Source organism: Thioflexithrix psekupsensis (genome assembly GCF_002149925.1).
In the GTDB taxonomy this organism is placed as follows: Bacteria; Pseudomonadota; Gammaproteobacteria; order Beggiatoales; family Beggiatoaceae; genus Thioflexithrix; species Thioflexithrix psekupsensis.
This window is the reverse complement of the sequence record NZ_MSLT01000023.1, coordinates 514,920-540,171: the sequence shown is the minus strand read 5'-3', so window position 1 is coordinate 540,171 and position 25,252 is coordinate 514,920. Positions and strand designations below refer to the sequence as shown.

The window sequence follows — 25,252 nt, the reverse complement described above, 5'->3', positions numbered from 1 at the left end:
ACCCAATCGATACTCTCTAGCCATTCTACATTTTATTCATTTGGAAAATCTGCGCATGGATACGCCTGCTGATGCCAAATTATCTCGCTTACGCCAACATGCTGAAGCGAAATTAGAACAACATTATGACACCGAATTAACCGCTCCAACGATGGAAGCGGATAAGGATCATTTGATCCATGAATTGCAGGTGCATCAAATTGAATTAGAAATGCAGAATGAAGAGTTATTACGCACCCAACGTGCTTTAGAAGAAGCCTATCAGCGTTATTCTGATTTATACGATTTTGCGCCTGTGGGTTATTTAACTTTAGACCCTCAATTTAATATCACCCAAATTAATTTAACAGGCGCAGAATTATTAGGCGATAGCCGCACGAATTTACTAAAAAGTTCGTTTTATCAATTCATTCATCGTCATGCCTATAATTATTTTCAAAATTACCACCATCGTTTATTAGAAAACAAAACGCCCAGTGATCATTGCGAATTGCAAATAAAACGCCGTTATGCCGATTTCTTTTATGCCGAATTGCAAAGCAGTCCCGTACATGATTCGCACGATGAAAGCGAATTAAAAGAATGGCGAGTGATTATTATTGATATTTCTCGCCGAAAATTTGCTGAAGAATTAGCCCATCGCGCACAAGAACGTTATCAAGCCATTGTCAATCAACAAAGTGAACTTATTTACCGTTATGATGCCAATGGTATTTTAACGTTTGTGAATCAAGCCTGCATTCATTTTTTTGGACAATTACGCCAGCAATTAGAAGGCAGTCATTTGACGCGCTTTATTGCCAAAGAAAATCGCATTAATTTCCAACGTCGTTTAGAAACCATGCGGCGACACGCTCAAACAATGCTTCACGAGGAGCGTTGGTTATCGGCACAAAGTCAATGGCGGTGGTTTCGTTGGTCAGAACAACCCATTTTAGATGACAATAATCAGTTATTAGAAATTCAAGCCGTCGGCCATGACATTACCGAGCAGAAAAAAGCTGAGGAAGCGGTGAGAATTAGCCAAGAAAATCTGCAAACATTATTTAATACTTTAGAAGATTTCATTTTCATTACCGACTTGCAAGGCACTATTCTCTATGCCAATCCTTCTATGACAGAAAATTTAGGATATGCTTTAGATGAATTAATGAATAAAAATCTGATTGAATTATTTATAGAGACAGATAAATTAAAAGCAGAAGTTGAAATTCTAAGCATGTTAGAAGGGCAAATTCAAGTCAGCCATTTATTGTTAAAACAAAAACAAAAGCCACAGCAAATTCCCATCGAATTAAAAGTGAAAAAAGGCCGTTGGAACGGGTTAGAAGCCGTATTTGGCATTGCCAGAGACATTACGGAACGCCATCGTTTTGAAATTGCCTTATTAGACAGCAAACAACGTTATGAAGCCATTTTTAATAGCGTGAGTGTGGCTATTCTTGAACAAGATTTTTCTATCATTCATCAAAAGCTAAAAGAACTGCGCGACAGCGGTTTAAAAAACTTACGACATCATCTGAGTAAACACTCAGAAATAGTAAAAGAATTATTTTCATTGGTAAAAACAAGCGACATTAATAAAACGGCCATTAAACTATTAGGTATACCCAATAGTTTACAAAATATTTATCACTATTTAGATAATTATTTAGCCGAAGGCTTGCAATTAGAACAATTAATAGAATTAAATAAAGTACGGGGCGAATTAATGCTGCCTAATGATCGCTTTTTCTTACCCGCGGCTGAAGAAGGATTTATTGACGTACTTTGTGCGATTTGGGAAGGAAAGCAATTTGTCCAAACAGAAACGTTACAACGCAGTTTAACAGGCAATCATGTCCCTGTTATTTTATCCATGCCTATTCCAAGAACAGATGAAGGATTTAAACGCATTCCAGTGAGTTTATTAGACATTAGTGCGCATCTAAAAATTGAAGAGAAACTGAGAGAAGAACGTGATTTTATTAATACGGTTTTAAATATTGCAGGGATGTTGGTTTTAGTATTGGATAATTGGGGAAGAATTGAGCGATTTAATCGTTATGCAGAAACGATAACAGGTTATGAATTTAAAGAAATCCGTTTACGTTTTTTTTGGGATTTATTTATTCCTGAAGAAGACTTAAATATGGTCATTAATTTATTCCATAATTTAATTGAAGACGGTATTTCCTCAAATTCTCAAACTTACTGGATAATGCGCGACGGTACACGGCGTTTATTTGAGTGGAATAACACCATTATTTTACAGCCTGATGGGAAAACTAAATTTGTGGTCGCCACGGGTTTAGACATTACCGACCGCCATTTGGCAGAAGAAGCCCTGCGTAGCAGTGAGAATCGTTTTCGTACCATTTTTAATAATGCGGCTGTTGGTATTAGTTTAACGGATTGCCACGGAAATTATTTAGAAGTAAATCAAAAATGGCAAGAAATGACGGGTTATCTCGAAGTTGATTTAAAAGAAGTTGATTATAATCCGCTATTTTTACCTGATGATTCACCCGAAGCAAAACAGAAATTTAGCCAATTAGTGAATGGTGAAATTGAATCCTATCAAATTGAGAAAAATTATTTTCGTAAAGATGGCAGTTATTTTTTTGCCAGCTTATGGATTTCTGCAATTTACAGTGTAGATAAAGAAGTAGAAGCCATTTTAAGTTTTGTCACAGATTTATCAGATCGCAAACGAATGGAACATGCCTTGCGTGACAGTGAAGAACATTATCGTTTAGTCATTACTGCGATGCAAGAAGGCATTATTTTATGTGATGAAAAAGGTCGCATTAATACCGTAAATCCCAGTGCAGAACGTTTATTAAATATTTCTGCAGATGAGTTAAAAGAAAATGGTTTTTCTTCCAAAGAGTTTAGTTTAATTAAAAATGATGGTTCTGTGTTTTCTGAACCGCATTCTATTGATAATTTATTGGTCAGTCGAATGCCGCAATCTAATGTAATTATTGGCATTAAAAAATCAACTTGTTCGCGTTTAACATGGATTTCTGTTAATACCCAACCTTTATTACGCGCTAATGATCATAAACATTATGGTGCAGTGATTTCTTTTTCTGATATTACTGCGCGTCGAGAAGCTGAAGCAGCCTTGAGAAAAAGTGAAGAATATCGTCGTTTATTAATTGATGAAGCGGTGATTGGTTTATGCTTAACGCGAATGGATGGTTGTTTTATAGAAATTAATTCTGCTTTTAGCGATATTATCGGTTATTCTAGCGAGGAATTAGTACAGAAACGCAACACTTATATGATCACCCCACCATGCTATTATCAAACTGATTATCAAGTGTTAATGCAATTGCAAAAAACAGGGCGTTATGGCCCTTATGAAAAAGAATATATTCACCGTCAAGGTTATTTAGTGCCTGTGCGTTTATCGGGGTTATTGATTGAGAAAGATGGGGATTATTATATTTGGAGCAGTGTCGAAGATATTTTAGATAGAAAACAAGCCGAAATTAGTTTAAGACAAGCCAAAGAAGCCGCCGAAGTCGCCAATCGCGCTAAAAGCGTATTTTTAGCCAATATGAGTCACGAATTAAGAACGCCATTAAACGGCATTTTAGGCTATTCTCAATTGTTGCAACGAGAAAAAAACTCATCGCCCCAATTAAAAGAAGGTCTCAATGTGATTCAACGCAGTGGTGAATATTTACTCACATTAATTAGTGATATTTTAGATATTTCCAAAATAGAAGCCAATCGTTTAGAATTAAATCCTGAAGATTTTTATTTTGAAGATTTTCTAAAAAGCATTATTGATCTTTTTCAATTACGGGCGAAACAAAAAGGCATTACTTTTATTTATGAACCGTGCTTTCCTTTGCCCAGTTTACTTCATGCGGATGAGAAAAGATTGCGGCAGATTTTAATTAATTTACTTAGCAATGCGGTTAAATTTACTGAAAAAGGTAATGTTATTTTTAGAGTGCATTATCAATTAAATGAAGGCTGCTTATTATGCGAAGTGGAAGATACGGGAATTGGCATGTCGGCGGCTGATTTAAATCGCATTTTTCTCCCTTTCCAACAAGCAGGTAATGAACATTACCGCTCCGAAGGCACAGGATTAGGCCTAGCCATTACGGAAAAATTAGTGAAAATGATGAGCGGTGAATTAAAAGTAAAAAGTGAGCTGAAAAAAGGCAGTTTATTTACATTAAGTTTAAAATTACCCGCTAAAATTAATTTACAACCTCAACGTTTGCATTCTCCCCATCCCGTTATCATTGGTTATGAGGGGGAACGGCAGCGCATTTTAATTGTTGATGATCGCTGGGAAAATCGCTCCGTTTTAGCCAATATGCTCACGCCATTAGGCTTTCAAATTTCCGAAGCTGATAGCGGGCAAGAAGCCTTGCAAAAAGCCAAATTATGGCTGCCTCACGCGATTTTAATGGATTTAATTATGCCGGGCATGGATGGCGTAGAAACTATCCAGCAATTACGCCATTTTGAAGCTGAAAATATAACAAATGGACAAGGCATCATTCGCTCTGTTATTATTGTAGTTTCTGCCAGCGCATTTGAACAAGATAAAATTCGTAGCAAAATGGCGGGCGGCGATGATTTTTTAGCTAAACCATTTCGCACAGAAAATTTATTAAGTTTATTAGCACATCATTTAAAATTACAATGGCTATATCAAAATACTGCGATTGAAGAATTAACAGATGCGGATTCTTACCTGAAAGAAACACAACATTTAACTTTACGTCTTTTACCAAAACAGATTGAAAATTTATATGATTTAGCCATGAGTGGTGATATTGACGGAATTTTAGAATATGCCGCTAATTTAAAGCAAATAGATACCCAATTTATTCCTTTAGCCAATCGAATTGTTGCTTTAGCAGAAGGTTATGATATTAATAAAATACGCGATATTGCGCGTTATTATCAGGAGAATAAACCATGATTAAACCTAATGCCAAAGGTAAAGATACCATTTTAATTGTCGATGATACTCCCGACAATATGTTATTGCTGCATCGATTTTTAACCCAAGCGGGTTTTAGAGTGCTAATTGCACAAGATGGAAAAAGCAGTATTGAAACGGTGAATTATGGACATCCAGATATGATTTTATTAGATGTTATGATGCCGAATATGGATGGCTTTGCGGTGTGCGAACAATTGAAATCAAATCCAGAAACGCAGGATATTCCTATTATTTTTATGACCGCTTTAACCGATACGGTAGATAAAGTGCACGGTTTTGAATTAGGCGCGGCGGATTATATCACTAAACCTTTTCAACATGAGGAAGTATTAGCACGGATTACTGCGCATTTAAAAATCTATAAATTACAGCAGCAATTACAACAAAATAATTTAGAATTAGATGCTTTTGCGCACACGGTGGCTCATGATTTAAAAACACCATTAAGTGGTTTGGCGGGATTATTGGAGTTGTTAAGTTTGGAATGCCAAGCCGATCAAATTCCCTCACCACGGGCGATTAAGCACTTAGAATTAGCCATGCAATCGGTAAATCGCACTTTTTCTATTGTTGATGCGTTGTTATTATTAGCGGGCGTATCTAGGCAACAACAAGTGCCATTACAAACAGTTAATATGACCGATATTATTATTCGGGTACAAGAACGATTGGCTTTATTAATTGATCGCAGTAAAGCCACCATTATTGTTCCAGAAAAATGGCCAAATGCACTGGGTAATCCCGCGTGGATTGAAGAAATTTGGAGTAATTATTTAAGTAATGGTTTAAAATATGGAGGTACGCCGCCGCATTTAACTTTAGGTGCGACAATGCAAGAGGATGGTTTTATTCGCTTTTGGATTCGGGATCAGGGTGATGGTTTGTCTAAAGAACAGCAAAAGTCATTGTTCACTCCCTTTACCCGTTTAAAAAATCATCGTCAAGAAGGGCATGGTTTAGGGCTGTCGATTGTGCAGCGCATTGCTGAACGTTTACAAGGAGCTGCGGGAGTTGAAAGTGAAATAGGACAAGGCTGTTTATTTTATTTTACTTTGCCCAAAGCTGAACCTGAATAACTCATTTTTTCTCATTTATTCTTTAATTTTTCTCATATAGAATGAACCCACATTTAAAATTTCTGCACCCTTATCCTTTTGAAAAATTAAATCGTTTAAAATCAGATTTAATTCCGCCATCATCTTTATCGCCTATTAATTTATCTATTGGTGAACCACAACATCCAACGCCTGATTTTATAACTCACGCATTAACGCAGGCATTAGCAGGTTTAGGAAAATATCCTGTGACTAAAGGCAGTGATAGTTTAAGAAAAAATATTGCCGATTGGTTAATGCAACGCTTTCAATTACCCGCAGAAAGTATTGATCCCAATGTGCATATTTTACCGGTTAATGGCACGCGAGAAGCTCTTTTTGCGATTGCGCAAACGGTTATTAATACTGAAGTTAAAAACCCTTTGGTGTTAATGCCAAATCCCTTTTATCAAATTTACGAAGGTGCAGCGTTATTGGCAGGGGCAAAGCCTTATTATTTAAATGCCTTATCATCATCCCATTTCCAACCCGATTTTAAAGCCGTACCCGAAGCAATTTGGGCGCAATGTCAATTGCTTTATTTGTGCAGCCCTGCTAACCCCAGTGGCACGGTATTGGATGCAGAAACATTTGCTTATTTAATTCAATTAGCAGATGAATATGATTTTATTATTGCTTCTGACGAATGTTATTCGGAATTATATGATAATGAACCACCGCTTGGTTTATTGCAAGTATGTGCGCAATTAGGGCGATTGGATTTTAAACGTTGCCTAGTGTTTCACAGCTTATCAAAACGCTCTAATGCGCCCGGATTGCGCTCTGGATTTGTCGCGGGAGATGCGGCGATAATGCGCGATTTTTTGTTGTATCGCACTTATCACGGCTGCGCCATGTCGCCTACGGTGCAGGCAGCCAGCGCAGTGGCTTGGGCTGATGAAACCCATGTACAAGCCAATCGAGCGGCTTATCAGGCGAAATTTGACGCGATGCTGGCGATTTTACAGCCCGTATTATCAATGTCGAAACCACCAGCGGGCTTTTATCTTTGGCCGCAAGTTCCCGTAGATGATACTGAATTTGCTAGAAAATTATTTGAAACACAAAATATTACCGTTTTGCCCGGTTCTTTTCTGTCTCGTACCACAGAAGACGGGGTAAATCCCGGTCAACGCCATATTCGTTTGGCATTAGTGGCTTCTTTAGCGGAATGTGAAATGGCCGCGCAACGAATTCATGAAGTCATGTTGCATCATTATCTTTAATTGAGCGTCAAATAAAACCGAATAGAGGTGAAAATAAATGGCACAATCTCATCGCCATTCAGCCAATGCGCTAATTCATGAAACCAGTCCTTATTTACAACAACATGCTTATCAACCTGTTGATTGGTTTCCTTGGCAAGAATCGGTATTGGCACGCGCTAAAGCAGAAGATAAACCTATTTTATTATCGATTGGTTATTCGGCTTGTCATTGGTGTCATGTCATGGCACATGAATGTTTTGATGATCCAGAAATAGCGGCGTTAATGAACGCGCATTTTATCAATATTAAAGTGGATAGAGAAGAACGCCCTGATTTGGATAAAATTTACCAATTAGGCCACCAAATGTTGACCCAACGTCCCGGCGGTTGGCCATTAACGGTATTTTTAGACCCAATTGATTTATATCCATTTTTTGCGGGAACTTATTTTCCGCCAAAGCCGCGACATGGCTTGCCTGCATTTAATGATTTATTATTAAAAATCGTTGATTTTTATCAACAACATCGAGATCAAATTAAAGAACAAAATTATTTAGTTGCCGATGCGTATCGCCGTTTAGATCGCAATAGTGGCTCGCATGAAGGCGTGAATTTATCCACTGAACCGCTGAATGAAGCCCGCCAGCAAATTGGGCAAAATTTTGATGCCACACACGGTGGTTTTACCCCTGCGCCAAAATTTCCTCATTTGACGCATATTGAACGATTATTTCGCCATTATTACGCCACGAAAAAACCAGACAGTTATGATGAAACGGCTTTATCGATGGCTTTATTTACTTTACGGAAAATGGCTTTTGGTGGATTATATGATCAATTAGGTGGGGGATTTTTTCGTTATTCGGTGGATGAAGAATGGTTAATTCCTCATTTTGAAAAAATGCTTTATGATAATGGCCCTTTTTTATGTGTTTATACCGAAGCGTGGCAAATTCAAGCAGATGCCTTATTTCAACGCATTGTTTCTGAGACCGCACAATGGGTGATGCGTGAAATGCAATCGCCTGAAGGCGGTTATTATTCCACTTTAGATGCGGATTCTGAAGGCGTTGAAGGTAAATTTTACGTCTGGGATCGGCAAGAATTACAAAATTTATTAGATAAAGATCATTTTCCTTTATTCGCCACTCATTTTGGTATTGGAAAAATACCTAATTTTGAGGAACATTGGCATTTACATATTGTGCTTGAAGCCGAATTTTTAACGGAAAAATATAAGTTAGATGGAGATACTGTTAGCACTCGTTTAAATCATGCTAAAAAATTAGCTTTTGAAAAGCGACAACAACGCATTTTCCCCGGCCGTGATGAGAAAATTTTAACGGCGTGGAATGGTTTAATGATAAAAGGCATGGCTTTAGCAGGACAAACATTTGCGCAAAAAGAATGGTTATTGTCAGCGCAAAACGCTTTGGATTTTATTCGCCAAACGTTATGGCATAATGGGAGATTATTAGCCACTTATAAAGACGGTAAAGCGCATTTAAATGCTTATTTAGATGATTATGCGTTTTTACTGGATGCCATTTTAACTTTATTACAAGCCCGCTGGCGCAGTGAAGAGATGCAATTTGCGATTGAATTGGCAGAGGTATTGTTGGCGCAATTTGAAGATAAGAAACGCGGTGGTTTTTTCTTTACTGCCCATGATCATGAAGCCTTAATTACGCGCCCCCGTCCTTTTACCGACGAAGCCACGCCGTCGGGCAATGGCGTTGCCGCTTACGCTTTAGCGCGTTTGGGGCATTTGTTGGGCGAAACACGTTATTTGCAGGCAGCGGAGCGTACGATTAAAGCCGCGTGGCTGTCGATTAATCAGTTTGCCTCAGCACATGGCTCTTTGTTACTGGCTTTAGAAGAAGATGCCATTCCACCGCAACTTATTGTTTTAAGAGGAAAAATTGAGTCAATCCAAGTGTGGCAACAACATTGTCAGACAGGATTTCATCCCCACCGTTTATGTCTAGCGATTCCCGACAGTGCGCAGGATTTGCCCGGCCATTTGGCGGAATTTACGGTGCAAGGCGACGTGGTGGCATACATTTGTCAAGGTTTTCACTGCTTGCCTCCCGTGCGCGATTGGGCAGAATTTACGCGAATTGTGGCGTGAGATAATAGCAAAAAAGGAGGAGTTATTATGAGTTTAAATATTGTTTTAGATAATAGTATCATTTTAGATTTATTGTCGCGTTCTATTAATGACACTCAACACTGTTTTAATCGCATTCGTAAAGTGAACATTCGTTTTTGGATACCTTCTTGTTTACTGTCTTTATTAGAGACACAAATTAATTTGGCGCATCATGTGCCGTTATCGCAATTATTAAATAATGAAGATGTACAATTATTAAGTTCTTTAGCGGCGAATTGGTCATTATTACCCACGCGGCATCGCAATCGCCTACAAGGATTAATCAGTTTAGATGCAGCATTATTACCGGGTAAAACGATTATTTGGACAAATCAAGAGCATTTTGAAACCGCTGAAGAACGGGTAGAATGGGGAGATCATGAATTTTTATATGGCGTATTAGCAGAGTCAGAATATACTGATACCGTTCAATTAAATAATTTAGTGGATCAACAATTAAATATTCGCACTGAATTGGAATATGGTTTATTTAATAATTTGCGACATGGGCAGTATATTTTAGGCACAGAAGTTTTTGAATTAGAAAAGCAATTAGCGCGTTTTATTGGTGTGAAACATTGCATTAGTGTGGGCAGTGGCACGGATGCTTTATTATTGTCTTTATTAGCCGCAGATGTTAGCGCATTAGATGAGGTTATTACATCGCCTTTTAATTTTATTGCCGCAGCGCAAATGATTGCTTTTATTGGCGCAAAACCTGTTTTTGTCGATATTGATCCAGAAACTTATAATTTAGATGTTAATTTATTAGAAGCCGCCATTACCCCGCAAACTCGTGCCATTATTCCTGCGAATTTATACGGACAATGTGCGGATTATGATTCTATTAATGCCATTGCACAAACGTATCGTTTAATGGTCATTGAAGATGCCACGCAAAGTTTTGGCGCACGTTATAAAAATCGTTGGTCAGGCAGCTTAACCCAAATGAGTTGTACAGGGTTTACCCCGTCTAAGCCTTTAGGGGCCTATGGAGACGCGGGCGCATGTTTTACGAATGATGACTTGTTGGCTGATAAATTACGGCGTTTGCGGGTGCATGGACAAAAAGAACGTTACCATCATGAATTAATTGGCATTAATAGCCGTTTAGACACGATTCAAGCCAATGTATTATTGGCGAAATTAAAGATTTTTCCTAAAGAAATTACGGCGAGAATGGAAGTGGGCAATCGCTACACAGAATCTTTACAAAACAAGGTTAAAACGCCTGTGATTCAATCTTATAATCAAAGTTGTTATAGTCAATATACGATTGAAGTGGATGAGCGGGATTTGGTGCGGGATAAATTGGCAAAACGCGGCATTCCCACTGCCGTTAATTATCCATTACCGCTGCATTTACAACCTGCATTAAGTTATTTAATACAGGATAAAGGCAGTTTACCTATCGCTGAAGCGGCCAGTAAGCGCGTATTGAGTTTGCCTATGGATGCGTATTTAACTCCAGAAATGCAACAAGAGATTATTGATGCCGTTAAAAATGCGGTTAAATAGACATTAAATTATTTCTTTTTAATAGGGGATTATGACGGTATGGATTATCAACCTTTTTTACTTGGTTTTGCCGTATTTGTTGCAGTTTATTTAGTCTTTTTTTTAATTCGTGTTTTTGCGGATATGTATTTAGTCACAGTGGCTTTATTATGTGGGGTTGCAGCTTATGGTATTGAAGGCTTTAATTTTTATAAAGAATATCGAGAATTATTGATTGAATCAGGCATATCAAAATATTTATCTCTGAATTTATCAACCACGCCAGATACGGGATCAATTGCCGTCGTTGCTTTTTTTATTATTATGGTGGGAGTGATTTTGTGTTTGCCCATGCTGCCTTTTTCTGCGACGTATCGCGCCATGTTGGGCGTGGAACGCTTGACAGATGACGAAGAGCGGCGCATTCGCCGTTGGGTGCGCGAGGAAATCGACCGAGAAGAAGAGTACCGTCAAAGTCGGCAGCCGCATTCAGAAGAATATGATTTTCCCATTCAACCCACATTTCCACCTTTGCAGGAAAAACGAGAATAAATGTTTCTCTTTTTTAAGAAAAGACCCTTTTTACTCTTTAGGAAAAAATAATGAAATTTGATTGGATGATTGTTGGTGCAGGCTTTACGGGTGCTGTATTGGCAGAGCGAATTGCCAGCCAATTGGGACAGAAAGTATTAATTGTGGAACAGCGCAATCATATTGCAGGCAATGCTTATGATGATTATGATGAACATGGGGTATTAATTCATCATTATGGCCCGCATATTTTTCATACGAATGCGCGTTATATTTGGGATTATTTGTCACAATTTACCACATGGCGACCTTATTATCACCGTGTTTTGGGTGTGATTGATGGGCAAACAGTGCCAATTCCTTTTAATTTAAATTCGCTTTACGCTTTATTTCCGCCGCGTTATGCGGATAAATTAGCTGAACAATTAATTCAGCAATATGGTTTTAATGTCAAAGTGCCAATTTTAAAAATTAAAGAAGAAGCAGAGAAATCAGGACAAGCCGATTTAAAGTTTTTAGCCGATTATATTTATCGCAATGTTTTCCACAATTACACGTTGAAACAATGGGATTTAACGCCCGAACAATTAAGTCCTTCAGTAACGGCTAGAGTACCGATTTATGTCAGTCGAGATGATCGGTATTTTCAAGACAGTTATCAAGGAATGCCCGCACAAGGATATACTGCGTTATTTAAGCGTTTATTAGCCCATCCCAATATCAAAGTGTTATTAAATGCAGATTATCGAGAAATCGCAGCATTAATTCCTCACAATCGCCTGATTTATACAGGTGCAATTGATGATTTCTTTGATCATGTTCATGGCGAATTGCCTTATCGCAGTTTAGCGTTTAAATTCACGCATCATCCGGAAGATGTTCAACAAGCCGTTGGCACGGTGAATTATCCCAATGAATATCAATATACCCGCATCACCGAATTTAAACATTTAACGGGACAACGCATTGCAGGCAGCACGTGTGTCGCTGAATATCCGCAAGCCTATCGTCGGGGCGAAAATATTCCTTATTATCCCATTCCACGCGATGATTACCGTGAACAATATCACCGTTATTTAGAAGAAGCGAAAAAGTGCAATCCTCAAGTTATTTTTGCAGGACGATTAGCCGATTATCAATATTATAATATGGATCAAGCGGTGGCTCGGGCTTTAACGATTTTTAAGAAAAATATATGTGCGGGCGAAACGGTTTAAATTGCTGTTCATTACGCCATTATTTCCCCTGAAATAAATCCAATGGAACACTGGTACATTCCCTATACGGCAACGGAAACATTACCTTCTGGCAATGTGTTAATTATTGCGCCACATCCCGATGATGAAATATTCGGTTGTGCGGGTGCGATTTTGCAATATTTACATCAGCAAGAAAAGGTACAGGTTTTAATTCTCACCGATGGCTCGGCGGCTGTGGCACATCCCGATGAAGACAGCCGCTTGCTTTACGTGGCATTGCGTCAACAGGAAAGCAATCACGCGGCGCAAATTCTCGGTTATGGGCAGCCTGAATTTTGGGAATTTACTGACCGCGAATTGCCGCAAGAAGAATGGTTAATTGAGCGTTTATATCAATACCTCATTCGCCATCGCATTAACCAAGTTTATGCGCCTTCGACATTAGAAATTCATCCCGACCACATTGCCGCTGCACATATTGCGGTGGAAGCGGTGAAACGTTGTGGCGAATCGGTCACTTTATGTATGTATGAAATTGGAATGCCATTACGTCCGAATCGTTTATTAGACATTACCGCTTATTTAGGGCAGAAACAACATGCCATGTATGCCTTCCATTCGCAATTAAAATTGCATGATTATTGCGCCTTTATTTTGGGTTTAAATCAATACCGTGCTTATACTTTACCAGCGACAGTGCGAGCGGCTGAGGCTTATTATGTGATTAATGGGGAACAATTGCGCCATCATCCCGCCCAAGAATTCGGCCAATCTCCTGTCACTTTCGCTTTAGAACAAGCCCAACAAAAAATTGCCATTTTAGAACAGCAATTAACTCAGAAACAAAGCGAATTAAATCAACTTTACCAAAGTTATTCTTGGCAAATTACCGAACCTTTACGCTGGTTAAAACAAAAACTTTACCGTAAAAAATAACTTAACGTTTCAAAATCACTTCTAACACAAATTTACTGCCAAAATAAGCCAGTAATAACAGAAAAAAGCCCCCCAAATTCCAACGAATAGCCGTCTGTCCACGCCAACCATAACGCCATCTTCCCCATAATAATAAGGCAAAAACTAACCATGCAATAAGAGAGAAAAAAGTTTTATGTACCAAATGCTGCCCAAATAAATCATTAAAAAATATAAATCCTGTCAATAAACTTAAACTCAGTAAAATAAATCCTAAAAAAACCATTTGAAACAATAAATTTTCCATCACTTGTAATGGTGGTAATTGGCGCAATATCCAACCTAAACGCTTATGACGTAATTGACGCTCTTGATACGCTAAAAAAATCGCTTGAAAAGCCGAAATGGTTAAAAAACTATAAGCAAGAATAGAAATAAAAATATGCAGCGTCACGCCCATTCCCAAATCCGATTTAACCACGCGATGCGTTTCAAAAATAAATTCTAACGCAATGGTTAATGCCGCCAAAGGAAAAGCCATTAAAATTAAACTTTCTACAGGCTTATGCAGCAAAGTTAATAACAGCATAAAAGCAATGACACCTGCGACCAATGAAGCCGCATTAAAAATGCCTAAATTAATTTCCTTATCCACCGCAAAAATATCAAAATACAACACCACGGCATGTAAAAGAATAGCCACAAACCCTAAAATAAACACTGATTTTTTTTCTTTTAACAATCCCGTGCGTGGCAAATAATATTGCGCGCCTGCCGCGCCTAAATAAAACATAATCGCCAATAAACCAAACATAAACTGAACATTCATAAAAAAACCTTTTTTACAGTAATAGAATGAGAAAAATAAACCACTATAACCAATTGCCAATTAAAATAAAAGCTGACCAATACCAAGGATGATTAAACTCCGTTTTTAACAACGCCAATTGAGTTTGTTGTAATAAAACGGCGTGGGATTGCTGTGGATGATCGCGTAATTGTTGATAAAATTGTGCCATAAATTGTTGCGTGGCTCGGTCATCCACTCGCCACAAGCTGGCCAATACGCGCCGTGCGCCTGCTTTCACCGCGACCCCTGCCAATCCCAATGCGCCACGCCATTCTGCTGTTTCTTCTCGTGAATCCACTGCCGTTTCACAAGCACTTAGGGTTAATAATTCTACGGGTTGCTGTTGCCAGCGGTGAGTTCTCACTAATTGTTCTAATTGATTTAACGTTAATTTTTCTTGATACATTAATAAAAAACTGCGCTTGGCATCACTGTGAAATTCGCTATGGGTGGCGAAATGAATTAATGGATAATATTTATTATTTAAATCATGTGCCAATTGAGAATAAGTAAAAGTTTCATTATGCAAAGGCAATTGTCCACCAAATAATTGATGTAATGTCGCTAATTCTAATGATACCGCAGGCAAAGCAGGAAATGATAACATGGCTGTTGATAACCCCCCTGCTAAGACATCTATTAATGAAACATCAGAAGTCGCCGCATGAGTTAAATTTAAACTGGGAATAATCGCCAGCGCATAATGTTCAATTAAATAAGCACCTTGATCATCTTTTAAAGCAGCAAACGGTAATTTTAACAAAGTTCCATAAGGAATTATTACTAAAGTTTTAATCGCCTGCTGGCGTAATAATGGTTCTATGGGTAAGATAAGATGTTGATATAATAAATGAGCCTGAACCGCGGCTAATCGACGAGTTAAAAAACGATGAATTAAGGCTTCTATATCTCGCGCTGATTGATCTTGGGTCATTTGATATAATTGGCTGCCTATTTTAATTAAAAATTCAGTGCGATCCGTTAATAAAATAGGATAAATAATAGCCGTATCCAGATCGAAATGATGCGTGTTAGTTATCTGTTCTTGAATGGTGACACAATCATCTTGATAATAATTTTCTAATTCGATAGCGCGATAATTTTCTAAAATAGTTTGAATCTCTTGTAATAACTGTTGTTTTTTCTCTGGATTGGATTCATCCTTAGCCTGTTCAAATAATAAATCTAATAAGTTAAAATATAACGGTTTAATTTCAGCATCAAATGCCTTTGCGGTTAAACTAGGGTATAATAAATGACGAATGCGACTTAATGTGGTTAATGCCAATCGATAATGAGCAATGGCCGATAATTTATCGCCTTGTTTTTGCGCCAAATAAGCAAACTGCCCCTGCCAACGGAATAAACTGTCTGGCCACATTTGGGCGTGGAAAATTGCTTGTTGAGTCAATTGCTTGGCTTCTGTCCATTGTTGATTTTCCTGATATAAAGCCCCTAAATGTCCCAAAATAAAACTGTATAAACGCCATTCTTGCGTTTTTTCTGCCCATTCTTTGGCTTCGATCAGTAATAAATAACGCTGTTTTTGCGTTAAAAAAGTATATTGTGACAAATGAATTAACGGTAATAATTTCTCACTGTCTTGTGTTAATTTTTCAAGATAAAATCGAATCGTGTCTAATTGCACACTGGGCGTTAAAGCCAATTCGTTTTCAGTGCGTAAAATATTCAATAAAACAGTAATAATTAACCCATTTTGTTTATTCTCTTGTGCCAAGGTTAAAGCCTGTTGATATTTTTCTAAAGCCAATTCAGGCTCAAATTGCTGATTGAATAAATTGCCCCATTGCAGCAATAATTGAGCATTATAAAATGAATTTTCATTGCGTTCTGCCCAGATCAATCCTTTTTGCACCGCCGTTAAAGCCGCGTCTAATTCGCCACGCAATCGATATAATTCGCTCAATTCGCACCACAGCCCTGCATGTTGTGCGGGAGACAAGTTTGGACGCGCCAATGCCGCTTGTAGCAACGATACGGGCAGGTGAAATTGTCCTTGTTGACGCAAAGCCTGCGCCTGTTCAATCACCTGATCCACGTCGATTTCACTTGCCAATAGCGACACATTATGTAACAGTAAAAGGCCAAGTGCATAAAAACAGATTGCCCTTCTCTCTGCTAAAAACGGAGATAAAATAAAGTAAATATTGCGCCAATTTTTCAACATTTTAAATCAAATTTTGAGGAAATTTTAGAATGGAAAAACAACAATCCAGAGTAGTTTTTTTCGTCTCCGATGGCACGGGAATTACCGCTAATACTTTTGGCCAAAGTTTATTAACCCAATTCGATACGTTGCATTTTGAACAAATTCTATTATCGCGTATTGATACCGAAGAAAAAGTGCAGGCCGTTGTGCGGCAAATCAATGAAACCGCACAACATTATGGCCAACGTCCCATCGTGTTTGCTACGCTAACAGAAAATCGAATGCGCCATTTATTATCTACCAGTAATAGTTTATTTTTAGATTTATTTGGAAAATTTATTGAACCTTTAGAATTGGAATTGCAAACCAAATCCTCTCATGCCAAAGGTAAAGCCCACGGAGTCGGCACGCCTTATAATCAACGTATTGAAGCGATGAATTTCGCTTTAGAACATGACGATGGTGTGAATATTAAACATTATGAAAAAGCCGATATTATTCTTGTCGGTGCGTCACGTTCTGGGAAAACACCAACCTGTGTTTATTTAGCCATGCACTTTGGCATGGCGGCGGCTAATTATCCGCTCACAGAAGATGATTTAGAAACTTTAGATTTGCCCGCTATTCTAAAGCCTTTTAAAAGTAAATTGTTTGGTTTAACGATTCAAGCCGAGCGATTGCAAGAAATTCGACAAAAACGCCGTCCTGACAGCCGTTATGCGTCGATACAACAATGTCAATTTGAAGTGCAGCGCATTGAAGCGATTTATCGTCAAGCCCATTTGCCTTATGTCAATACCACGGCGATGTCTGTAGAGGAAATTGCGACTTTTATTTTACAGACATTGAAACCTAAAAACATACGTGCTTTTTAATCTGTTTTATTATACCAATTTTTTCAGAGTCGTATAATAATACTTTTCAAATAGGAGAGAATAATGAACAAAAGATATGAAGATTTAGAAGAATTAATGTCAACAGGTGAAGCGAGAGAAGTGAAGCGAGCGATGGCAGTAAGAATGTCTTTGCTTGGTTTTGTGCGTGCGGAAGCGGCTTTAGCGTGTTGTGTCAGTGTGCAATTTGTGGATAAATGGAAAGCCATTTATTTAGCGTCAGGGGTTGAAGGATTAAAGTTAGCGTATAAAGGCTCACCAGGGTATTTAAAGCCGCGTGAACGAGAAGATGTGATTAATTGGATACAAGAAAAGAAGACAATAACAATAGAGGAACTAAAGAGATACTTAAAAGAGGAGTATGATGTTTTCTATTCTTCAAATACTTCTTATACTAAATTATTAGAAGAAGCGAATTTAAGTTATAAGAAGACACACAAAGAGAATTCGGCAAAAGATGAGGTAAAAGTAGAAGCTAAAAAAAAAGAGATTAAGGATTTAATAGATAAGGAGCGTGAACAGATAGAAAGTGGAGAGGTAATGTACTGGATGCAAGACGAAAGCCATCAGTTGTGGGGAGATATTTGTGGTTATGTTTGGTCGAAAAAAGGAGAAAGAACGTCAATAAAGATGAGTAATTATCGCACTTCTCAAACGTGGTATGGAGCGGTGAATATTTATACGGGAGAATTTATTTTAGATAGGGCAAAGAAAGCTGATACAAAATATACGATAGACTTTATTAACTGGCTCATTTACAGATATAAAGAAGCCCGTCATGTGATTATTTGGGATGGTGCAAGTTATCATCGTTCTGAAGGTTTAAGAACTTATTTAGAGAAATTAAATGGGGGACTTCCAGAATCAGAATGGAAAGTTCGTTTATTAAGATTTGCACCTAATGCCCCAGAGCAAAATCCAGTCGAGGATATTTGGCTTCAAGGTAAGAATTGGGTCAGAAAGAATTTTCATCGCCTATCAAGCTTTAAAGAAGTCACTAGTATGTTTGAGACCTTTTTGTCAGGTAAAGTGTTTAAGTTTAATAAAATTAAACAGTATCTTATACCTAATATCTAGGTAGATATTAAAACTTAATTTGTTTTTATATCTCACATAATTTTGGTATATCAAGGAATCCCTCATGCCATTATCGGAAAACACGCAGCGAATTGTTAAAAATAGCGTACCATTATTACAAGCCCACGGTCACGAGATTGCACAACGGACTTATGCGATTTTATTTGAGAAATATCCGCAAACTCAACCCTTATTTTCTCGCACCGTTCCCGAACAAGCCCAACGTTTGGCAGGGGTGATTATTCGTTATTGCGATAATATTGATCAATTGGAAGTGTTGCATCAAGCCTTAGACGACATCGCACAACGTCACGCGGCTGCGGATGTTCATCCCGGACATTATCCCATGTTGGGGCATTCATTATTGCAAGCGGTAAAAGAAGTATTAGGTGCAGAAGCGAATGATGAATTAGTCAATGCGTGGAAAGAAGCCTATTTTTATTTAGCGGATATTTTAATCGAAAAAGAACGGGTTTTAAAAATCTCAGCACAATAAAAACCAATGACGGCTTATTTGCATATTGAATTAGCAACGCAACAATTGCACTTAATCGATAATCATCAAGTGTTATTTCACAGTTTAATCTCCAGTGGATTAAATGGCGCAGGTGAGAAAAAAGGCAGCGGTTGCACACCTCGCGGTTGGCATGTGATTAAGGCGAAGATTGGCCGCGATTGTCCGCTGAATAGTGTTTTTATTGGGCGACGCTTTACGGGAGAAATTTACACCCCCGAATTAGCCGCACAATATCCTCAGCGCGATTGGATTTTGACGCGAATTCTTTGGCTGGGCGGTTTGCAGCCCGGTTATAACCGTTATGGCGAGGTGGATACGTTACGCCGCTATATTTATCTACACGGCACGCCCGACAGCGAGCCAATGGGCATTGCGCGTTCACATGGATGTATTCGATTGCACAATACGCCGTTGATCGCCCTGTTTGCTCAAGTTTCTATCGGTACACGAGTCTGGATTGAATGAACCCAAATTTAATCAATAACTTAGAAAATATGCTGGCTCGCGGACAAGACAATGCGTTATTACGTTTTAGTCTCGGCACGGCTTATTTACAACAAGAAGATTACGCCAATGCCGCGCTGCATTTAGCGCGTTGTGTGGCTTTAGACCCTTTATATTCAGCCGCTTGGAAGCATTACGCTAAGGCTTTAGCGGCACAACAACTCACCGATCAAGCGATTGCCGCGTATGAACAAGGTCTTCTTGTCGCACAGCAAAAAGGCGATAAGCAAGCCGAAAAAGAAATGCGGGTGTTTTTAAAACGCTTACAAAAAAACGATCCCAGCCATTCAGTATAACACTATGACTTATTCCCCTGCGAAACCGCCTAAATCTCTTTTACGATCCGTTGGCCGGGCGATTGCCGATTATCAAATGATTAAAGCCCATGATCGCTTATTATTGGGTTTATCGGGCGGTAAAGATTCGCTGGCTTTATTGCAAATTTTAATTCATTTGCAACAACACGCGCCTATTCATTTTGATATTGCGGCAATTACTGTTGATCCATTAATACCGGGCTTTGATCCTTCGGTATTAAAACCTTATTTAGCCGATTTAAATATACCTTATTTTTATCGCACGCAACCGATTATGGATGAGGCACAACAGCATTTAAAAGGTGATTCTTTTTGTGCGTATTGTGCGCGCATGAAACGCGGGATTATGTACACCACAGCGCGCCAAAATGGTTACAATACCTTGGTTTTAGCGCAACATCTTGATGATTTAGCAGAAAGTTTTCTGATGTCTGCTTTTCACGGGGGGCGTTTGAATACAATGAAAGCCTGTTATCAGATTGATACGGGAGATTTACACGTGATTCGTCCGTTGGTTTACGTGCGCGAACGACAAACGGCAGAATTTGCCAAAGCGGCGCAATTGCCGGTTGTTCCAGACAATTGTCCTGCTTGTTTTACTAAACCCACCGGACGCGCTCAGATGAAAACCTTATTGGCACAGCAAGAAAGGCTTTATCCGCATTTATTTCGCAATTTATTGCACACTTTACGCCCTTTAATGGATGAAAAGTCAATTATTCCCGCTAAACCTTTCGGGAAAGCGGTGCGGCAACAAGAGGAAGCTCATGAATAGTTCTATTTTGCGCAAAAAAGCGGTGATTTTGCTTTCTGGCGGTTTGGATTCAGCGACGATTTTGGCGATGGCGCAGCAGCAAGATTATGATTGCTATACGTTGAGTTTTAATTATGGACAGCGTCATTGTGCGGAAATTGCGGCAGCGCAGCGAATTGCTGAACATTTTGCGGTTTGCGATCATAAGGTGATTCACTTAAATTTAGACTGCATTGGTGGTTCTGCCTTGACGGATGCGGGTATTGCCGTGCCGATAACGGGCTTAACTTCAGAGATTCCAGTCACTTACGTGCCTGCACGCAACACGGTTTTTTTAGCCTTGGCTTTGGGTTGGGCGGAGGTCTTGGGGGCGCGGGATATTTTTATCGGTGTCAATGCGATGGATTATTCGGGTTATCCCGATTGTCGGCCGGCTTTTATTCGCCAATTCGAGCAATTGGCGAATGTGGCCACAAAAGCAGGTGTCATGGGCGAATCTTTTCATATTCACGCGCCATTATTGCATTGGCATAAACATGAAATTATTCGCCATGGTGTGCAATTAGGCGTTAATTACGCTTTAACGGTGTCTTGTTATCAAGCCAATGAACAAGGCGAGGCTTGCGGTCAATGCGATGCTTGTCGTTTGCGCCGCGATGGTTTTGCGCAAGCGCAAGTGGTTGATCCGACAAGGTATGTGTAGCGTATAGCGCATCTTGATAGCCATTGAAATGTAAAAAATAATACAGTATACATCACAACCAAAGGAGTCCATAATGTCCAACCCTTATTTAACAGGACTGGATAAAAATAATGCCAATTATGTCCCACTTTCTCCCTTATCTTTCTTAGAACGAGCGGCTTATATTTATCCCCAAGAATGGGCGTTAATTTATGGCCAATTACGCTATTCTTGGCAAGATACTTATCGTCGTATTAAACGTTTTGCTTCTGCTTTACAACGGCGTGGTATTGGCAAGGGAGATACGGTGGCGATTATGTCGCCTAATATTCCTGCGATGTATGAAGCGCATTTTGCCATTCCAATGATCGGTGCGGTATTGAATTCGTTAAATACCCGTTTAGATGCAAAAATGATCGCTTTTATGTTAGATCACAGTGAGGCAAAAGTATTAATCACGGATACTGAATTTTTTCCCATTATTGAAAGTGCATTAAAACTGTTATCGCGTCCTATTTTAGTGATTGATATTATCGATGAACAAGCGTCTTATCAAAATGATATTTTAGGCGAAATTAATTATGAGGCTTTCTTAGAAGAAGGTGATCCTGATTTCGCATGGCAATTGCCTGAAGATGAATGGCAGGCGATGACGTTAAATTATACTTCTGGCACCACGGGAAATCCTAAAGGCGTGGTTTATCATCATCGCGGTGCATATTTAAATGCCATTAGCAATATGATGGATTGGGAATTACCAAAACATACGGTTTATTTATGGACATTGCCTATGTTTCATTGTAATGGTTGGTGTTTTCCTTGGACAATGGCCGCGGCAGTGGGGACTAATGTTTGTTTAAGAAAAATTGATCCCATTTTGATTTATGACATTATTGTACAAGAGAAAGTAACGCATTTTTGTGGCGCGCCAATTGTGCATAATTTATTGTTAAATGCACCCGAATCCGTGCGGGCTAAAAAAACGCATATGGTTCACGGTTTTATTGCAGGAGCTGCGCCACCTGCGGCTATTTTAGAAGCGATGGAGCGCAATGGTTTTAAAATCACGCATGTTTATGGTTTAACAGAGACTTATGGCCCCAGTGTGATTTGCGATTGGCATCGAGAATGGGACACATTGGATTCCACCACGCGCTCGCGTTTAAATGCTCGTCAAGGCGTGAGAAATCATGTATTGGAAGGCTTAATGGTAGCCGATCCGCATACTTTAGAACCTGTAAATCCCGACGGGCAAATGATGGGTGAAATTTTTATGCGAGGAAATAATGTCATGATGGGTTATTTGAAAAATCCCAGAGCGACGGAACAAGCCTTTATGGGAGGTTGGTTTCATAGCGGTGATTTAGCGGTCATGCACGAGGATGGTTATGTGGAAATTAAAGACCGTTCTAAAGACATTATTATTTCAGGTGGAGAAAATATTTCTACCATTGAAGTAGAAGATGTTTTATACCGTCATCCTGCGGTATTAGAAGCGGCTGTGGTGGCTAAACCTGATGAGAAATGGGGAGAAACACCCTGCGCTTTTGTGACGTTAAAAGAAGGTCAATCAGTGACTGAGGAAGAGTTAATTGATTTTTGTCGCCAACAAATGGCGCATTTTAAAATTCCACGCCATATTGTTTTTAGCCATTTGCCCAAAACATCAACTGGAAAAATTCAAAAATTCTTGTTAAGAGAACAGGCGAAAAAAGCCGAATAAAAGGAGTATTTTATGACAGAAATAAGTGACAATAACACGCCTTATGTGTTATGTGAACAAAGCGAAGGCGTTGCACTGTTAACGCTGAATCGGCCGCAACAATATAATGCCTTATCGGATGCCATGTTGAGCGCGTTAGAAACGGAATTGGCGCGAATTGCGACTGATGAATCTATTCGTGTGGTGGTATTAGCGGCGAAAGGAAAGGCGTTTTGTGCGGGGCATGATTTAAAAGAAATGCGGCAAAATGCCACGTTAGATTTTTGCCAAAATTTATTTAATCATTGTTCGCAAGTGATGCTCATGATTAACCAATTGCCACAGCCGGTGATTGCTAAAGTGCAAGGATTAGCCACTGCGGCTGGTTGCCAATTGGTGGCGGCGTGTGATTTGGCGGTGGCGGTGGATACGGCTAAATTTGCCACTTCTGGGATTAATGTGGGGTTATTTTGCGCCACGCCTGCGGTGCCAATAAGTCGCAATTTAGGACGGAAACAAGCCATGGAATTGCTTTTAACAGGAGATTTTATTGATGCGCAAACGGCTTTGGATTATGGTTTGTTAAATCGCGTGGTTTCTGCCGAACAATTAGATGAAGCCACACAGTATTTTGTTCAATCTATTCTCGTTAAATCAGCAATTGCAATTAAAATGGGTAAGCAATTATTTTATCAGCAATTAGAAATGCCTTTAACCGCAGCTTATCAACAAGCCAGCACGGTCATGGCCAATAATATGCTCACGGCGGATGCAAAAGAAGGATTAACGGCATTTGCGGAGAAACGTGCGCCCGTGTGGTGTGGGCATTAGCACTGAAAATTTGTTTTAACGTCTCCCCATTGGAATTGCGCTAACACATCACCACATTGGCAGGCAACATGGCGCAACGTTTGAGGAAATGATCATGCCTTTTTGGAATGCGATAAAAAATGAATTTATTGACATCATTGAATGGACGAGTAATGAACAAGATGTCATGGTGTATCGTTATCCGCGCAGTGATAACGAAATTAAACATGGGGCTAAATTGGTGGTGCGTGAAGGGCAAGTCGCTGTTTTTGTGAATGAAGGGCGCGCTCATCGTCACATTGATATGGAAATTTTTGAGCCTGCGGATGTGTTTGAACCCGGTACTTATACTTTAGAAACCAAAAATTTGCCGGTTTTATCTAAATTACAAGGCTGGAAATATGGTTTTGAAAGTCCTTTTAAAGCCGAAGTTTATTTTTTTAATACCACTCGTTTAACCAATCAGAAATGGGGAACACCTAACCCCATTATGTTGCGCGATCCAGAATTTGGCCCCGTGCGTTTGCGGGCTTTTGGTCATTATACTTTACGCATTAAGGATGCTATCAAATTTTTGCGGGAAGTGGTGGGGACACATGCCCATTTTACGACTCAAAATATTTCTGATGAATTGCGCAATATGATTGTCAGTCGATTTACCGATGTGTTGGGAGAAAGTCGCATTCCTGTGTTAGATTTAGCGGCCAATTATTCTGAATTAGGGCAATTTGTGATGCAGCGCATTCAGGCTAATTTCCTTGAATATGGTTTGGAATTAACGCAGTTATTAATTAGCAGCATTACTTTGCCGCCTGAAGTTGAGAAAGCCTTAGATAAACGCAGTAGTATGGGTATTTTAGGTAATTTAAATCAATATGCGCAATATCAAGCGGCTGAAGCCATGGGTAAAATGGCTGAGAATTCAGGTGGAAATAGTCTAGCTCATACAGGTGTAGAAATGGCGATGGGAGTGGCAATGGGGAATCAATTAAATAACAGCCTTAATGCGCCGCCGGCTGCCTCGTCCGCACCGCCGCCGTTGCCCGGACAAGCGCAGTTTCACGTGGCTTTGAATGGGCAAACCCATGGGCCTTATCCTTTAGAAACATTACGGCAATATGTGCAATCGGGACAAATTAACTGTGAAACTTTGGTGTGGAAACAAGGAATGGCACAATGGCAAGCTGCGGCTCAAGTTTCCGAATTAAGCAGCTTATTTGGCGGCACAATGCCACCACCGATTCCACCCCGCGCTTTTTAGTTGATTTTTTAGATTGCTTTCTTTAAAATCAAAGCCGAATTTGATTTTAATCGCCGTCTTAATCAGACGGTTATTAAAATCAATCAATAATGGAGTATCGACATCGATATTATCCAAGTGATTTATCTTTATTTACAGCACTTTTTAAGAAATCTA

At 39.2% G+C, this 25,252-nt stretch carries 20 protein-coding genes; 18 read left to right on the top strand and 2 right to left on the bottom strand.

Features of this window, described 5'->3' with window-relative positions:
• Positions 1-55 precede the first annotated feature (55 nt).
• From TPSD3_RS14965 to TPSD3_RS14930, 8 genes are read left to right on the top strand one after another with little or no spacing between them, the layout of a single operon-like run.
• Positions 56-4,939: a PAS domain S-box protein gene (locus tag TPSD3_RS14965; protein WP_086489342.1), complete on the top strand. Its 4,884-nt coding sequence runs from the start codon at positions 56-58 to the stop codon at positions 4,937-4,939.
• Positions 4,936-6,039 carry an ATP-binding response regulator gene (locus TPSD3_RS14960; protein WP_086489341.1) on the top strand — a complete coding sequence of 368 codons (1,104 nt, stop codon included), beginning with the start codon at positions 4,936-4,938 and terminating at the stop codon, positions 6,037-6,039. Before TPSD3_RS14965 ends, TPSD3_RS14960 begins: the two co-directional genes overlap by 4 nt.
• A gap of 41 nt (positions 6,040-6,080) precedes the next feature.
• Positions 6,081-7,283, top strand: a complete 1,203-nt coding sequence (gene dapC, locus TPSD3_RS14955) for a succinyldiaminopimelate transaminase (RefSeq protein ID WP_086489340.1) — start codon at positions 6,081-6,083, stop codon at positions 7,281-7,283.
• Positions 7,284-7,320: 37 nt separating this feature from the next.
• Positions 7,321-9,396, top strand: a complete 2,076-nt coding sequence (locus tag TPSD3_RS14950; RefSeq protein WP_086489339.1) for a thioredoxin domain-containing protein — start codon at positions 7,321-7,323, stop codon at positions 9,394-9,396.
• Between the two features lie 27 nt (positions 9,397-9,423).
• Entirely contained in the window at positions 9,424-10,935 is a 1,512-nt protein-coding gene (locus TPSD3_RS14945; protein WP_086489338.1) for a DegT/DnrJ/EryC1/StrS family aminotransferase, read from the top strand.
• 39 nt (positions 10,936-10,974) lie between these two features.
• Positions 10,975-11,466 carry a hypothetical protein gene (locus TPSD3_RS14940; protein ID WP_086489337.1) on the top strand — a complete coding sequence of 164 codons (492 nt, stop codon included), beginning with the start codon at positions 10,975-10,977 and terminating at the stop codon, positions 11,464-11,466.
• Between the two features lie 50 nt (positions 11,467-11,516).
• Positions 11,517-12,662 carry a UDP-galactopyranose mutase gene (glf, locus tag TPSD3_RS14935; protein ID WP_086489336.1) on the top strand — a complete coding sequence of 382 codons (1,146 nt, stop codon included), beginning with the start codon at positions 11,517-11,519 and terminating at the stop codon, positions 12,660-12,662.
• 42 nt (positions 12,663-12,704) lie between these two features.
• Positions 12,705-13,580 (top strand): PIG-L deacetylase family protein, encoded by an 876-nt coding sequence (locus TPSD3_RS14930; RefSeq protein ID WP_086489335.1) that lies wholly within the window; start codon positions 12,705-12,707, stop codon positions 13,578-13,580.
• A 1-nt stretch (position 13,581) separates the two neighbouring features.
• Here the strand turns inward: TPSD3_RS14930 and TPSD3_RS14925 are convergent, their stop codons facing one another.
• Both TPSD3_RS14925 and TPSD3_RS14920 read right to left on the bottom strand, forming a co-directional pair.
• Positions 13,582-14,388, bottom strand: a complete 807-nt coding sequence (locus tag TPSD3_RS14925) for a cytochrome C assembly family protein (protein WP_176329892.1) — start codon at positions 14,386-14,388, stop codon at positions 13,582-13,584.
• Positions 14,389-14,431: 43 nt separating this feature from the next.
• Positions 14,432-16,495 (bottom strand): CHAT domain-containing protein, encoded by a 2,064-nt coding sequence (locus tag TPSD3_RS14920; protein ID WP_176329891.1) that lies wholly within the window; start codon positions 16,493-16,495, stop codon positions 14,432-14,434.
• A gap of 131 nt (positions 16,496-16,626) precedes the next feature.
• On the opposite strand from TPSD3_RS14920, the gene ppsR reads away from it, so the two are divergent.
• From ppsR to TPSD3_RS14870, 10 genes are all read left to right on the top strand, one after another.
• Positions 16,627-17,454, top strand: a complete 828-nt coding sequence (gene ppsR, locus TPSD3_RS14915) for a posphoenolpyruvate synthetase regulatory kinase/phosphorylase PpsR (protein ID WP_086489332.1) — start codon at positions 16,627-16,629, stop codon at positions 17,452-17,454.
• Positions 17,455-17,517: 63 nt separating this feature from the next.
• The gene (locus TPSD3_RS14910; RefSeq protein WP_086486662.1) at positions 17,518-18,549 is read left to right on the top strand and encodes an IS630 family transposase; all 1,032 of its coding nucleotides are present in this window, start codon (positions 17,518-17,520) and stop codon (positions 18,547-18,549) included.
• Positions 18,550-18,613: 64 nt separating this feature from the next.
• Positions 18,614-19,045 (top strand): globin domain-containing protein, encoded by a 432-nt coding sequence (locus TPSD3_RS14905; protein ID WP_086489331.1) that lies wholly within the window; start codon positions 18,614-18,616, stop codon positions 19,043-19,045.
• A 6-nt stretch (positions 19,046-19,051) separates the two neighbouring features.
• Positions 19,052-19,531, top strand: coding sequence for a L,D-transpeptidase (locus tag TPSD3_RS14900; RefSeq protein WP_086489330.1), 480 nt, complete (start codon positions 19,052-19,054; stop codon positions 19,529-19,531).
• A complete protein-coding gene (locus TPSD3_RS14895; RefSeq protein WP_086489329.1) occupies positions 19,528-19,866 on the top strand; it encodes a tetratricopeptide repeat protein in 339 nt (112 codons plus the stop codon). Before TPSD3_RS14900 ends, TPSD3_RS14895 begins: the two co-directional genes overlap by 4 nt.
• Positions 19,867-19,870: 4 nt before the next feature.
• Positions 19,871-20,662, top strand: a complete 792-nt coding sequence (locus TPSD3_RS14890) for a PP-loop family protein (protein ID WP_086489328.1) — start codon at positions 19,871-19,873, stop codon at positions 20,660-20,662.
• Complete coding sequence (queC, locus tag TPSD3_RS14885; RefSeq protein ID WP_217884471.1) at positions 20,655-21,344, top strand: 7-cyano-7-deazaguanine synthase QueC; 690 nt, start codon at positions 20,655-20,657, stop codon at positions 21,342-21,344. Before TPSD3_RS14890 ends, queC begins: the two co-directional genes overlap by 8 nt.
• A gap of 73 nt (positions 21,345-21,417) precedes the next feature.
• Positions 21,418-23,046, top strand: a complete 1,629-nt coding sequence (locus tag TPSD3_RS14880; protein WP_086489327.1) for an acyl-CoA synthetase — start codon at positions 21,418-21,420, stop codon at positions 23,044-23,046.
• A 12-nt stretch (positions 23,047-23,058) separates the two neighbouring features.
• A complete protein-coding gene (locus tag TPSD3_RS14875) occupies positions 23,059-23,856 on the top strand; it encodes an enoyl-CoA hydratase (protein ID WP_086489326.1) in 798 nt (265 codons plus the stop codon).
• A gap of 94 nt (positions 23,857-23,950) precedes the next feature.
• Positions 23,951-25,096: an SPFH domain-containing protein gene (locus TPSD3_RS14870; protein WP_086489325.1), complete on the top strand. Its 1,146-nt coding sequence runs from the start codon at positions 23,951-23,953 to the stop codon at positions 25,094-25,096.
• The last annotated feature ends 156 nt before the right edge of the window (positions 25,097-25,252 follow it).

Bases quoted from the DNA above. Each gene is read 5' to 3' on its own strand.
- ppsR (WP_086489332.1), top strand. From the start codon at position 16,627: ATGGAAAAACAACAATCCAGAGTAGTTTTTTTCGTCTCCGATGGCACG.
- TPSD3_RS14930 (WP_086489335.1), top strand. From the start codon at position 12,705: ATGGAACACTGGTACATTCCCTATACGGCAACGGAAACATTACCTTCT.
- dapC (WP_086489340.1), top strand. From the start codon at position 6,081: ATGAACCCACATTTAAAATTTCTGCACCCTTATCCTTTTGAAAAATTA.
- TPSD3_RS14880 (WP_086489327.1), top strand. From the start codon at position 21,418: ATGTCCAACCCTTATTTAACAGGACTGGATAAAAATAATGCCAATTAT.
- TPSD3_RS14910 (WP_086486662.1), top strand. From the start codon at position 17,518: ATGAACAAAAGATATGAAGATTTAGAAGAATTAATGTCAACAGGTGAA.
- TPSD3_RS14900 (WP_086489330.1), top strand. From the start codon at position 19,052: ATGACGGCTTATTTGCATATTGAATTAGCAACGCAACAATTGCACTTA.
- TPSD3_RS14925 (WP_176329892.1), bottom strand. From the start codon at position 14,388: ATGAATGTTCAGTTTATGTTTGGTTTATTGGCGATTATGTTTTATTTA.
- TPSD3_RS14940 (WP_086489337.1), top strand. From the start codon at position 10,975: ATGGATTATCAACCTTTTTTACTTGGTTTTGCCGTATTTGTTGCAGTT.
- glf (WP_086489336.1), top strand. From the start codon at position 11,517: ATGAAATTTGATTGGATGATTGTTGGTGCAGGCTTTACGGGTGCTGTA.
- TPSD3_RS14875 (WP_086489326.1), top strand. From the start codon at position 23,059: ATGACAGAAATAAGTGACAATAACACGCCTTATGTGTTATGTGAACAA.
- TPSD3_RS14905 (WP_086489331.1), top strand. From the start codon at position 18,614: ATGCCATTATCGGAAAACACGCAGCGAATTGTTAAAAATAGCGTACCA.
- TPSD3_RS14890 (WP_086489328.1), top strand. From the start codon at position 19,871: ATGACTTATTCCCCTGCGAAACCGCCTAAATCTCTTTTACGATCCGTT.
- TPSD3_RS14950 (WP_086489339.1), top strand. From the start codon at position 7,321: ATGGCACAATCTCATCGCCATTCAGCCAATGCGCTAATTCATGAAACC.
- TPSD3_RS14870 (WP_086489325.1), top strand. From the start codon at position 23,951: ATGCCTTTTTGGAATGCGATAAAAAATGAATTTATTGACATCATTGAA.
- TPSD3_RS14895 (WP_086489329.1), top strand. From the start codon at position 19,528: ATGAACCCAAATTTAATCAATAACTTAGAAAATATGCTGGCTCGCGGA.
- TPSD3_RS14960 (WP_086489341.1), top strand. From the start codon at position 4,936: ATGATTAAACCTAATGCCAAAGGTAAAGATACCATTTTAATTGTCGAT.
- TPSD3_RS14945 (WP_086489338.1), top strand. From the start codon at position 9,424: ATGAGTTTAAATATTGTTTTAGATAATAGTATCATTTTAGATTTATTG.
- TPSD3_RS14965 (WP_086489342.1), top strand. From the start codon at position 56: ATGGATACGCCTGCTGATGCCAAATTATCTCGCTTACGCCAACATGCT.
- queC (WP_217884471.1), top strand. From the start codon at position 20,655: ATGAATAGTTCTATTTTGCGCAAAAAAGCGGTGATTTTGCTTTCTGGC.